General features: G+C 44.8%; 13 protein-coding genes. 12 read left to right on the forward strand and 1 reads right to left on the reverse strand.

Features of this window, described 5'->3' with window-relative positions; all coding sequences use genetic code 11:
- The first annotated feature begins 5 nt into the window (after positions 1-5).
- The 12 genes from CLV32_RS20275 (at position 6) to CLV32_RS20330 (ending at position 11387) form a co-directional block, all read left to right on the forward strand.
- Positions 6-851, forward strand: a complete 846-nt coding sequence (locus CLV32_RS20275; RefSeq protein ID WP_317130278.1) for an endonuclease/exonuclease/phosphatase family protein — start codon at positions 6-8, stop codon at positions 849-851.
- 92 nt (positions 852-943) lie between these two features.
- Complete coding sequence (locus CLV32_RS20280) at positions 944-2086, forward strand: XdhC family protein (protein WP_133558789.1); 1143 nt, start codon at positions 944-946, stop codon at positions 2084-2086.
- A complete protein-coding gene (locus CLV32_RS20285; RefSeq protein WP_133558790.1) occupies positions 2083-2685 on the forward strand; it encodes a nucleotidyltransferase family protein in 603 nt (200 codons plus the stop codon). The genes CLV32_RS20280 and CLV32_RS20285 overlap by 4 nt, the downstream gene beginning before the upstream one ends.
- Before the next feature lie 57 nt (positions 2686-2742).
- Positions 2743-3723, forward strand: a complete 981-nt coding sequence (gene moaA, locus CLV32_RS20290) for a GTP 3',8-cyclase MoaA (RefSeq protein ID WP_133558791.1) — start codon at positions 2743-2745, stop codon at positions 3721-3723.
- 4 nt (positions 3724-3727) lie between these two features.
- A complete protein-coding gene (locus tag CLV32_RS20295) occupies positions 3728-4924 on the forward strand; it encodes a molybdopterin molybdotransferase MoeA (protein ID WP_133558792.1) in 1197 nt (398 codons plus the stop codon).
- An 11-nt stretch (positions 4925-4935) separates the two neighbouring features.
- Positions 4936-5169, forward strand: coding sequence for a MoaD/ThiS family protein (locus CLV32_RS20300; protein WP_133558793.1), 234 nt, complete (start codon positions 4936-4938; stop codon positions 5167-5169).
- 2 nt (positions 5170-5171) lie between these two features.
- Positions 5172-6266, forward strand: coding sequence for a HesA/MoeB/ThiF family protein (locus tag CLV32_RS20305; RefSeq protein ID WP_133558794.1), 1095 nt, complete (start codon positions 5172-5174; stop codon positions 6264-6266).
- Positions 6267-6272: 6 nt separating this feature from the next.
- Entirely contained in the window at positions 6273-6701 is a 429-nt protein-coding gene (locus CLV32_RS20310) for a molybdenum cofactor biosynthesis protein MoaE (protein WP_133558795.1), read from the forward strand.
- On the forward strand, positions 6694-7599 hold the full coding sequence (gene moaCB, locus CLV32_RS20315) for a bifunctional molybdenum cofactor biosynthesis protein MoaC/MoaB (RefSeq protein WP_133558796.1): 906 nt from the start codon (positions 6694-6696) through the stop codon (positions 7597-7599). The genes CLV32_RS20310 and moaCB overlap by 8 nt, the downstream gene beginning before the upstream one ends.
- Positions 7600-7643: 44 nt before the next feature.
- Positions 7644-8129, forward strand: a complete 486-nt coding sequence (locus CLV32_RS20320; RefSeq protein WP_208111063.1) for a (2Fe-2S)-binding protein — start codon at positions 7644-7646, stop codon at positions 8127-8129.
- Positions 8089-9138, forward strand: coding sequence for an FAD binding domain-containing protein (locus tag CLV32_RS20325; RefSeq protein WP_243732372.1), 1050 nt, complete (start codon positions 8089-8091; stop codon positions 9136-9138). Before CLV32_RS20320 ends, CLV32_RS20325 begins: the two co-directional genes overlap by 41 nt.
- Before the next feature lie 11 nt (positions 9139-9149).
- Entirely contained in the window at positions 9150-11387 is a 2238-nt protein-coding gene (locus tag CLV32_RS20330; RefSeq protein WP_133558797.1) for a xanthine dehydrogenase family protein molybdopterin-binding subunit, read from the forward strand.
- A 6-nt stretch (positions 11388-11393) separates the two neighbouring features.
- Here the strand turns inward: CLV32_RS20330 and CLV32_RS20335 are convergent, their stop codons facing one another.
- Positions 11394-12659 carry a metal-dependent hydrolase family protein gene (locus CLV32_RS20335; protein WP_133558798.1) on the reverse strand — a complete coding sequence of 422 codons (1266 nt, stop codon included), beginning with the start codon at positions 12657-12659 and terminating at the stop codon, positions 11394-11396.
- Between the last annotated feature and the right edge of the window lie 61 nt (positions 12660-12720).

Raw genomic sequence — 12720 nt, forward strand, 5'->3', positions numbered from 1 at the left:
TGGGTATGATGAAAATTAGACGAATAATAGCGGTCGCTCTGCTAACGGCAATAAGTGTATCTGCGATGGCGCAGCAATATACTGTGGGTACTTTTAACCTTCGAAATGATAATGCCGGTGATGTGGGGAATCGTTGGCAGCAACGCGGGCCTGTAGCTGCAAACCTATTGCGATTTCATGGCTATGATGTCTTTGGAACACAGGAAGGCCTTCCGAATCAGATCGCAGACCTTGCTAGGTTTTTACCTGAATATGGCTATTATGGCTTAGGTAGGGACGACGGTAAAGATGGTGGGGAACACTCGACTATTTTTTACCGTAAAGATAAGTTTAAGTTACGTGCTAAGGGGGATTTCTGGCTTTCTGAAACTCCGGATATTCCAGGGAAAGGTTGGGATGCGACCTGTTGCAATAGAATTTGTAGCTGGGTTTATCTGCAGGAAATTAAGACAGGTAAAAAGTTCTACTATTTTAATGCCCACTTTGATCATCAGGGACAGATTGCGAGGGTAGAAAGCGGAAAGCTGATTGTCAGAAAAATTAAAGAGATTGCTAAAGGAGCGCCTACCGTTTTTACTGGGGATTTGAATGGCGGGCAAAAGAGCGATTGGTATTTGACGCTGGCTAATTCAGGATTCTTAACTGATACATACACGCAGGTTAAAAATCCATATGTAAACAATTCCTCATTCAACGATTGGGGTAAGCAGGTAGATGGGTATGAGATTATTGACCACGTATTTGTGACAAATGGTTTTAAAGCTCAACGATGGGGCGTGTTGACAGATACTTATCATGGTAAATTTGTTTCAGATCACTTCCCAATTTTGGTGGATGTTATTATGAAATAACTGACCAATCAGCGGGCAAGGTGTTGTTGTTGTGTCTTGTTTTTCAAACATCCTGGTCTTTTACTGCGTTATTGGTTTAATTTGCAGAAAGTATGAAAGAAATTAAGGATATCATATCAGCGTATGATGCTGCAGTAATTCAGGGTAAACGATCTGCATTGGCCACTGTAGTCCATGTTGAAGGCTCATCTTATCGTAGACCCGGTGCGCGTATGCTCGTTACTGAAGACGGAATGCTTACTGGCGCTATAAGCGGCGGATGTTTGGAAGGTGATGCACTCCGTAAGGCATTGATGGCAATTAATGAGCAGCGCAATAAACTGGTGACCTATGATACAACGGATGACGATGATGCCAAATTTGGTGTACAACTTGGCTGTAATGGGATTGTCCATATTTTATTTGAGCCTATTGATACTTTAAAGAAAGACAACGCGCTCCAGTTGCTGAAGAAAGCGACTGTTGATAGACAACCCGCTGTTCTGGTCACTTTGTTTTCAATGGATGCACGCGATGTGCAACCTGGAACATGCTACTTTCTTTCTGATTCTGGTGTTGCAGAATCGGGATTGAAATTGTTGGATGCTGCAATAGCAGCATCCATAGTCGCAGAAAGTGCATCTGCCTTAGCCAGTCAGACTTCAACTATCCAACAATACCATGTTAATGAAATAAATCTAACTGCATTTGTGGAAGTGCTGCAGCCATCCATAGCATTAGTTATATGTGGCGCGGGTAATGATGCCATTCCTCTGGTTGCTATAGCAAACGTGCTTGGGTGGGAGGTAACGATACTGGATGGGAGGCCCACACATGCGAATGTACAACGTTTCCCGAATGTTCATGCTGTGCTAGTGGCACGTTCAGAACGCGTTCTGGATCACATTCAGCTGGATGATAGAACGGCCTGGGTGCTCATGACGCATAACTATAACTACGATCTGGATGTGCTCCAACAACTTGCCGGTACTTCCTGCAGTTATATTGGTATTCTCGGTCCCAAGAAGAAGCTGCACAGGATGTTTGATGACCTGGCCGCTAAAAATATAGTAATTTCCGATCAGGTAAAGGCAAGAATATATAGCCCGGTAGGTCTGGATATCGGAGCTGAAACAGCAGAAGAGATTGCCTTGTCTATTGCTGCGGAAATCAAAGCAGTAATCTATGGTAAAACGGCATTGGCACTGAGAGACAAGCAGTCGGCAATACATGCTTCAGCAGCAACAGGTATATGAGCAATGCCGTAATTATTTTAGCTGCAGGGAACTCTTCCCGCTTGGGAAGACCCAAGCAATTGCTTATTTATAATGGCATTAGTCTGCTGCGGCACACTGTTACAGCCGCAGTCCAATTGAACACTGATCTTGTGGTGGTAGTAACCGGTGCAGAGCACGGGTTATTGCTGCCAGAGCTAAAGAGCGATCCGGTTTACCTTTGCCATAATACAAATTGGGAACAGGGTATGGGCACTTCTATTGCCACTGGCCTGAACTGTGCGTTGCTTCAGCTTCCTGACTTGCAAAGTTGCATTCTCGCGGTGTGTGATCAGCCATTTTTGTCGGCCCAAACTTTTAAGGAACTGATTTCTCTGCAACAACAAACAGGAAAAGGAATAGTTGCTTCTGCCTACGCAGATACGCTAGGAACTCCTGTGCTTTTTGAGCGTCGATTTTTTTCAGATTTGCAACTTCTTGATGGTAGTGGAGGGGCGAAGATGCTTTTTAAAATATATGCGGCAGAGCTCGTCACTGTGCCTTTTGCTAAGGGTGAAATAGACGTTGATACACAGCGGTCGTACGAAGCTTTGCTGGCTTCTGCACAGGAAAAACCCTGAAATCCTAAATATCCAGGCATAATTGGCTAACTTTAACTTTGAAAACTACCTAAGCCCATGATCATAGATAATTTTAACCGGGTGCATGACTATCTGCGGATTTCGCTGACTGACAATTGCAATTTGCGGTGTTTTTATTGTATGCCCGATGAGGACTATGATTTTACGCCTGCTTCACGCTTGATGCAGGTTGATGAAATCTTGCATCTCGCCAGGGTGTTTGTGGCTGAAGGGGTAAAAAAAATCCGGTTAACCGGGGGCGAACCATTGGTACGTAAAGATGCTGCCAGAATTATTACGTCGCTGGCAGCTTTGCCGGTCGAATTGACCTTAACGACAAATGCCACCCGGCTACACGATTTTATTACTGTGCTTGAGGAAGCGAAGATTAAGTCTATCAACATCAGTTTAGATACTTTACAGCGGGACAAATTTATGTTGGTTACCCGACGTGACTTATTTGAACAAGTGATGGCCAATATTGAGTTGCTACTCGATAAGGATATCCTGGTGAAGATCAATGTAGTGGCGATGAAAGATTTTAATGATCAGGAGATTAATGATTTTGTTGAATGGACCAAAGATACGCCTGTTGACATTCGTTTTATAGAGTTTATGCCTTTTAGTGGGAATCGCTGGACGAGTAATCAGGTGATTTCGCAAGAGCAGATCCTGCAAACTATTGGCCAGAGATTCGATTATAGCCCGTTGCCGGGTGATGTCCATGATACAGCACAAAGTTTCTCTGTACCTGGGCATGCAGGACGGTTTTCCATCATCAGTACCATGACAAAGCCCTTTTGTGCGGGTTGTAACAGAATGCGCCTCACAGCAGATGGAAAGTTGAAAAACTGTCTGTTTTCGGCGGGGGAGACCGATTTACTACAGCCGCTGCGCAGGGGCGAAGATGTATTGCCGTTGATACATCAAAATATTAAGGGCAAGGCAAAAGAACTCGGGGGGCAATTTACAAACGCACTCGAGCAGATTGAAGCACTTACGATTCAAAATAGAAGTATGATTACCATTGGCGGTTAACGATATGATTTCAGTAGAAGAAGCGAAAAACAGTATTCAGCAAAACAGTAAAAAGCTGGCTCCGAAAAAGGTGCTGCTCTGTGATGCGGCAGATTTTATACTGGCGGAAGATGTATTTGCAATTACCGATATTCCGGGCTATAACCAGTCGTCAATGGATGGTTATGCCATTGCTTTTTCAAGCGATCAGAATCCGTTAACCTTAAGCGGTACAACAGAAATACTTGTTGAAATGGCTGCTGGTACAACAACGCAGCATATCCTGGAACCTAAGCATGCCATGCGAATTTTTACCGGAGCACCATTGCCTCTGGGAGCAGATACTGTAGTTATGCAGGAAAAGATCGAGGTGAAGGAAAATAAGCTGGTTATCAAGGATGAACAGCTTAGTCTGGGGGCAAATGTACGGTTAAAAGGGGCTGAAGTGAGGTCGGGAGCATTGGCAATGCCTGAAGGTACCTTTTTGTCGGCCGCCGCGATAGGATTTTTGGCAGGCATCGGCATAGCCGAAGTGTGGATATATCCCGCCCCCAGTGTAACCGTAATTCTTACTGGAAATGAGCTGCAGACACCAGGGACACCGCTTGAGTTTGGACAGGTTTATGAGGCGAACGGTGTCATGCTGACCGTGGCGCTACAGAAAGCCGGTATCAAAGAGATCAACGTAGTTAAAGTTGCTGATGACCTGGTAGAATTGTCGGGCGTACTGCAAACAGCTTTAGAAACCAGCGATGTGGTGTTGCTAACTGGTGGTGTAAGTGTTGGCGACTATGATTTTGTTGTCGAAGCAACACAAGCCTGTCAGGTGGTTCAGCAATTTCATAAAATCAAACAGAAACCTGGAAAGCCTATTTTCTTTGGTGTTAAGGCCAATCAGCTAATATTTGGCCTTCCAGGAAATCCATCGTCAGTACTCACTTGTTTTTATGAATATGTATATCCAGCATTAAAAGTCTTATTACATGGAGCATCTGCAATTAAAGTTGTAGAGCGAAATATTAGTCATGCTTATCAAAAACCCGCAGGACTTACACATTTTTTGAAAGCTAGAATGGATGGTGATATGGTTATTCCCCTGCACGCACAGGAATCTTTTAGACTTCATTCCTATGCGCAGGCAGATTGTCTGATTTGTCTGCCAGAGGATTGTACTTTGGTAGCTGCCGGAGCATTAGTAGAAGTACATATATTACCAATTTAAATTATCTCAACATGGTTAAGGTTAAACTTATCGCTTTTGGTCAATTGGCAGAGATTCTGGGAGATGATGAACTCAATCTGAATGCCGCAGATACTAATGGCTTAAAGGATGCGCTCAACCAGCGCTTTCCTGAATTAAAAAACAAGAAGTATGTGTTAGCCGTTAACAAGCAAGTGGTGTCAATCAATATACTTTTGACTGAAGGTGCAACGGTAGCATTACTTCCACCATTTTCGGGAGGATAACTATGGATAAGGAAAGGTACAGCAGGCATCTCAACCTCAAAAATTTTGGCGAAAGCCGGCAGCAAAAGTTGCTGGATGCGAAGGTGCTTGTTATCGGTGCCGGCGGTTTGGGGTGCCCGGTTTTACAGTATCTAACTGCAGCTGGTGTTGGTGAAATAGGTATTGCAGACGGTGATACCGTTAGTCTTTCCAATTTACAGCGACAGGTCCTTTATACGGTTGATGATATTAGCTTGCCTAAAGCCGTGCAGGCTGCAATCAGGCTGCAGCGCCTTAATCCAGATATTGTTATTCATACACACGTATTGCATGTGGATGCTGCGAATGCACTGGAACTGATTCGTTATTATGATATTGTTGTTGACGGAACGGACAATTTTGCATCCAGATACTTAATTAATGATGCTTGTGTATTGCTTGAAAAACCTTTGGTTTATGGTGCTGTTTATCAATATGAAGGTCAGGTTGCTGTTTTCAATGTTGCAGATATCCTTGGAATAAAAACCAATTACAGGGATCTGTTCGCTACACCGCCATCTGCGGTCGACGCACCTGATTGCAATGATACCGGCGTGATTGGTGTTCTGCCAGGAATCATTGGTGTGCTTCAGGCCACAGAAGTGATCAAATTGATCACTGGTATAGGAAAGGCATTGATCAACCAGTTGCTCACATGGTCTGTAGTGTCAGCTACAGCTTATACCGTGCAGCTTCAGGAAAATCCTGAGGCTAAAGCTTTTATTCCTGCCGATCAGGCAGCTTTTCGTGCAACGGATTACGACTGGCTATGTAGCACGCAAATAACAGGAGTAGAACAGATCGGGCCAATCTCATTTGTACAACTCACTACCGAGGCCGACGTACTTTTTATTGATGTCAGGGAAAGCGGGGAGCAGCCGGAAGCGCACTTTCCGCATCTTCAAATTCCACTATCTCGATTTAAGGAAAACCTGTTATCGATTCATAAAAATAAAGTTGTACTTTTTTGTCAAAGTGGAAAAAGAAGCCTTCAGGCAGCACAGATCATTCGTGATAGCTTTGGCGAATCAAAAAAAGTATATAGTTTAACGGGTGGCATACTCACCCTAATCGAATAGTTATACATGAAAAATATATTTATACAAGGCCCAGTGCAGTCTGGCTTTATTGCAGATAGCATTCAGAAGCACAGTGCTAAAAAAGATATCGGAGCACACAGTATTTTCTTAGGGCAGGTAAGGGCCGATGTTATCGGTGATAAAACCGTGGCTGCTATTGATTACACGACCTATACTGAGATGGCGCTCGAAAAAATGCACGAGATCAGGGAGGATATCTTCTCCAGGTACAGTCTCAACTGCATGCATGTTTACCACAGCCTCGGTGAAGTAAAAGCAGGTGAGATCTGCCTTTTTGTATTTACGTCTTCAAAACATCGGAAAATCGCCATTGAGGCCTGCGAGGAGTTGGTAGAACGTGTCAAGGCGGAGCTGCCGGTGTGGGGGAAAGAAATTTTTGAAGACGCATCACATACTTGGAAAGTCAATGGTTAATATCACACATAAATCCTTTACACTCAGAAAAGCTATTGCCACAGCTTTAGTGCAGACCTCTATGCAACAAACTATTAATGCTATTGAGCAACGTAAAGTACCAAAGGGCGATATCTTTGAATTTGCCCGTGCTGCGGCACTGCTGGCAATAAAAAAAACCAGCGATGTGATTCCTGATTGTCATCCGCTCCCTATAGAATATGCTGCCATTACTTATGAAATAAATGACCTCTCTGTTTTGATCTCTGTGGAAGTGCATACGATTTACAAAACAGGTGTTGAAGTGGAGGCGATGCATGGTGCTTCTGTTGCTGCACTGGTGATGTATGATATGCTGAAGCCGATCGATAAAAATGTTGTCATTTCCAGTATAGGACTTAAGTCAAAGACTGGAGGGAAGAGCGATCACAAACGCTCGGATAGGAAACTGAAATCGGCGGTGGTCGTCTGTTCAGATCGTGTATCAAATGGTGAAAAACAGGATGCATCGGGTAAGGCCATTATCGCGGAACTGGAAAAACATGGGCTTGAATGCGATCAGTATAGTATAATCCCTGACGACTATGATAAAATTCAGCAGGTTGCGAAGGAGTTGCAGGAAAGTGGTTTTGACCTTGTTTTATTTACCGGAGGTACCGGTCTTTCTAGTCGCGATGTAACGCCGGATGCAATTGCTCCATTGTTGGACCGGGAGATACCTGGAATTATGGAGACTGCGAGGAGTTATGGTCAGTTACGCACAAAGTTCGCTATGCTATCCCGGGGAGTGGCAGGATTTATGGATAATATGTTAATAGTGACCCTTCCTGGTTCAACCAATGGTGTGAGAGAAACAATGGATGCATTATTTCCGGCGGTGTTGCATGTATTTGAAGTCAAATCCGGCGACCCACATTAAACAAAATGCTTTGGTGACTGTTAGATGCTTAAATTACCTTGCATATGATGGACCAACAGCTGATATCCACCTCCTTCACAATCAATAGAAAAGAGTACAAAGTTAGCGTAGCTCCATGGTCGTCACTTCTGGATGTCATGAGGGAGACTCTTGATCTTACCGGGACAAAAAAAGGCTGCGATCACGGGCAGTGTGGCGCCTGTACGGTTTTGATCAATGGAAAACGTGTGTTAAGTTGTCTCACCCTCGCGGTGATGAAAGAGGGTGCAGAGATCACAACAATTGAGGGCATCGCTGAAGATGGGAAATTACATCCATTGCAGCAGGCATTTATTGATCATGATGCATTTCAATGTGGTTATTGCACTCCCGGCCAAATCTGTAGCGCCATAGGTATGCTGCAGGAAGGGAAGGCGCAATCCCGTGCTGAGGTAAAGGAGCTAATGAGCGGCAATCTATGCCGCTGTGGTGCCAACACAAATATCATTGATGCCATTATGGAAATCAAGGAAGGAGCAGCCCATGCATAATTTTAGGTATAAGGCTGCAACATCTGTTTCCGATGCAGTTGTAGAGGTTAATCAGTCAGCTGAAGGACAGTTTGTTGCCGGCGGAACGAATGTGCTCGATTTAATGAAATATTTTGTGGCGAAGCCCGAAGTGCTGGTAGATGTAAATCCATTGAATAGTCTTCCTGTTGTTTCTGAGTATAAGGAAGGTGTACGATTGAGTGCTTTTGCTACCAACGCTGACACAGCATATCACCCTATAATCGAGAAACGATACCCTTTACTGTCCAAGGCAATTCTTGCCGGAGCTTCCGCACAGATCAGAAACATGGCTACAAACGGAGGCAACCTACTGCAGAGAACACGCTGTTATTATTTTTATGACGTCAACACGCCATGTAATAAAAGGGAGCCTGGCACCGGGTGTTCAGCTATTCGTGGTTACAATAGAATGATGGCCATTATGGGCACTTCTGAACATTGTATTGCTGTTTTTCCTTCCGATATGTGTGTCGCGTTGGCAGCCCTAGGCGCTGTAGTGAATACAGACGGCATGCAGGGAAAACGGGAGATTCCTTTTGCCGACTTTCACCGCCTGCCAGGAGATCATCCAGAAAAGGATAATAATTTGTTGGCAGGAGAATTGATTACAGGAATAGATCTCCCTGCGGAGGGCTTTGCTGAGCATTATGCTTATTTGAAATTGCGCGACAGGAATTCATACGCTTTTGCGCTAGTGTCTGTCGCTGTGGTGTTTAGATTAGATGGTGATCTCATAAGCGAAGCACGGATAGCATTAGGAGGTATAGCCCATAAACCATGGCGCGTGCTTGATGCTGAGCTTTATTTACAGGGCAAGTCGGCAACGGTGGATCATTTCGCCGCTGCCGCAGAAATCATTCTGCAAGGAGCGAAAACTTTTGAATTTAACAGCTTTAAGCCCGAACTGGCCAGAAGAGCGATCATCAGATGCTGCAAGATGGCGCTGAGCCCAGATACACAATTACCCGGCGCACAGCCGTCCGCTTAATCCAGAAAGATATGTCTACACAACCCGCAATCGGCCAGTCTATAAGCAGGCTGGAAGGATTTGAAAAAGTTACAGGTTCTGCAAAATATGCAGGAGAATACAATGTGCCAGATCTACTATACGGATATGTGGTGAACAGCACGATCACTAAAGGAGAGATTCTGAATTTTAATGCTGATGCGGCACTGGCATTACCAGGTGTAATCAAGGTTTTTTATTACGGAAACAGACCCTCACTAGCTTGGTTTAATATGCAATATGCAGATATGGATGCTCCACCGGGCACACCGTTCAGACCACTGCAGGATGCGGAAATAAAATACAATGGACAGCCCATAGCATTGGTAGTGGCCGAGTCGTTTGAGCTTGCAAAATACGCTGCTACACTCGTTAAAGTAGACTATAAGGAAGAAACCTTCACCACGGATCTCATTGCAAATCAGGCATCCGCCCGATCACCAAAGGTGGGCTTAGCCACTGCACTGAAGCCACCACCTCCAAAACCAGTTGGAGATTTTGAGGCTGCTTATGATACGGCCTTTGCAAAGGCGTCAGGCAAGTTTATTCATGGCACGGAACATCATAATCCACTAGAGTTGTTTGCTACAACAACAATTTACGAAGGCAAGGGAAAGGTAACGATATATGACAAGACACAGGGCACTGTAAACTGTCAGCTCTATGTCGGCAATGTTTTTGGCTTGCACTTTAAAGATGTACGTGTGATCTCTCCCTATGTTGGGGGTGCGTTTGGCTCTGGTCTTCGGCCTCAGTACCAGCTATTTTTGTCGGTTATGGCTGCTTTGGAGTTAAAGCGAGCGGTAAGGGTTACTTTAGACAGGACCCAAATGTTCAGTTTCGGTCATAGGCCGCCAACAACTCAGTTTACCAGATTTGCTGCTGCAGCTGATGGATCACTGCGGGCTATTAACCATACTGCCATAGCTGAAACATCCAGGTTTGAAGATTATACTGAAGTTGTGGTCAACTGGGCACATATGCTCTATCCTGCGAAAAATACGTTAATGGAATACAAGCTTGTGCCGCTGGATGTGTTCAGTCCTTTGGATATGCGTGCTCCAGGTGGCAGCACCGGACTGCATGCAGTAGAAAGTACAATGGATGCATTGAGCTATCAGCTTGGTATTGATCCATTGGAATTCAGGCTTATTAATTATGCGGAGAAGGACGAAAGTACCGGTCGTCCCTATTCCAGTAAAGAGTTGCGTAAATGTTATGAAGAGGGCGCAGCCCGTTTTGGCTGGTCTGAACGATTACCGCAGCCGCGCAGCATGAAAAGAGGCAATAAGCTTGTAGGCTACGGGATGGCAACAGGTATTTGGGAAGCTATGCAGCTGCCTGCCAGGGCTAAAGCATTGATTAATGCGGAGGGTAAGTTGGAGGTAAGTAGTGCCGTTACAGATATCGGTACCGGAACGTTAACGGTGATGACACAGATTGCTGCTGATACGTTAGGTCTTGCGATGGATGACGTCACATTCAGCTATGGCGATAGCAAAATGGCCTTTGCACCTATTCAGGGTGGTTCATTTACTGTTGCTACAGTAGGATCCGCAATTAAGGCTGCCGGCTTAGCTTTGGCAAAAAAACTTTTCCGGAAGGCTAAACAAATGCAGAACTCTCCCCTGGGTAAGGCAAAATTTGAAGATGTAGAGTTTAGGGATGGTTTAATAGCCTTAAAGGCCCAGCCTAAGGCTGTGATAGCCCTAAAAGATATTGTGTCAGCAAATAAAGGGCGCGCCATACAATCTACAAACTTCAATTTGCCCAAAGTAATGAAGTTGAAAAACTATTCAAGAGCAGCCCATAGTGCAGCTTTTGTGGAGGTGGAGGTAGATGAGGAACTGGGCGTAATCAATGTCACCAGGGCTGTTACTGCTGTTGCAGCAGGTAAGATCATCAATCCGAAAACTGCTAGAAGCCAAATCCTGGGGGGTATGGTCTGGAGCATCAGCAAAGCACTCCGTGAAGAAACAATTACCGATCATAATTTCGGTAAATACATGAACCAGAACCTTGGTGAATACCACATTCCTGTTCATGCAGATATTCATGAATTGGATGTGATTTTTGTCGAAGAAAAGGATGATATTGTTAATGAGTTGGGAAGTAAAGGGATAGGGGAGATAGGCCTGGCGGCTATGCCGGCGGCAATCGCAAACGCTATATTCCATGCTACGGGAAAACGTATAAACCGTTTCCCTATACATCTGGATGACCTTATGTAAGTTAAATTAAGGTTTGTAACTTATACCGTTTTTGATGACCAAGCCGATATTTCTAATTTTAGTGATATCGGTTTCTGGATTATCGGCGACTATAATCATATCTGCCATCAGCCCTTCTTTAATTCGGCCGACCTCATTTCCGATGCCAAAGGTGTCTGCATTAACTGAGGTAGCTGCACGCAATACCTCGAGAGGTTTCATGCCATATTCGACCATTAACTCCATTTCCAACGCGTTGTTTCCATGGTTAAAAACACCCACGTCGCCGCCCATACAAATGGTAACACCAGACTGCAGGGCGAGTTGAAATGCTTTTTTCTTTTTTATTACCCTTGCTGGATCCTGATCCATACCTTTCTTCCACCCATTATAACTGGCAATGGATTCGCCTGCGGCTAGCGTGGGGCATAGCGCAATATGGTTGGCTTTCATCAGTTTGAAAACTTCCAGATCCCCGCCGTCCCCATGTTCAATAGTATTTACACCTGCGGCGATGGAGCGCAGCATACCTTCTTTAGTCCCGGCATGCACTACCACCTGACGGCCACTACTCTTCACCACCTCAACAACAGCTTTCAGTTCGGCCGTAGTAAATGTTGGCATAGCCTCGCCCCCACGGCCAGATCCGTAATCAGCATATACTTTAATCAGATCGGCGCCTTTACTCATCTGGATCCTTGCCTCTTTAACCAATTCATCCTGATTACCTACTTCTGCAGCACCACCCGGTAAGTCGAGCTCAGCGGTCTCCGGTTTCGGTCCATAAGTACCCGTGGCAACAATAGCCCTGGTAGCAACAAGCATCCTGGGGCCTGTAACTATGCCTTTCTCGATTGCCTTTTTTAATCCTGCATCATCATATGCCGCACCTTCGGTACCCAGATCACGAACGGTGGTAAATCCTGCGAGCAAAGTTTTACGGGCATGACTTACAGCACGTGCAGTTCTTTCAGCGCGACTTTCTTTCAGTACCTGATCGTTCCAGCTTACTTCATTGTAGGCGTGCAGGAAAAGGTGTGAGTGTCCTTCAATTAACCCCGGTAACAAAGTTGTATTCGGCACTTCTATTCTTTTTGTTGGGCCTACCAATTGGTTAAATGTCCCTGAGCCTGCATAAATAATTTTATTACCCCTGTAGGCTACTTCCCAGCCTGGATGCATGGCGACGCCGTCAAATACCCTTGCAGGTTTAATGATAAAAGTGGTGTCCTGAGCAGTGCCCTTTAAATTGAAAAGGCAGAGGAGGAAAAGTATAGTGCCGCGGATTTTCATGGTTGGATATTATCAGGCTAAAATACAAATCGCTTTGTCTTCTTGTACAGCTTTATGTTTG

Source organism: Pedobacter duraquae (assembly GCF_004362245.1).
In the GTDB taxonomy this organism is placed as follows: domain Bacteria; phylum Bacteroidota; class Bacteroidia; order Sphingobacteriales; family Sphingobacteriaceae; genus Pedobacter; species Pedobacter duraquae.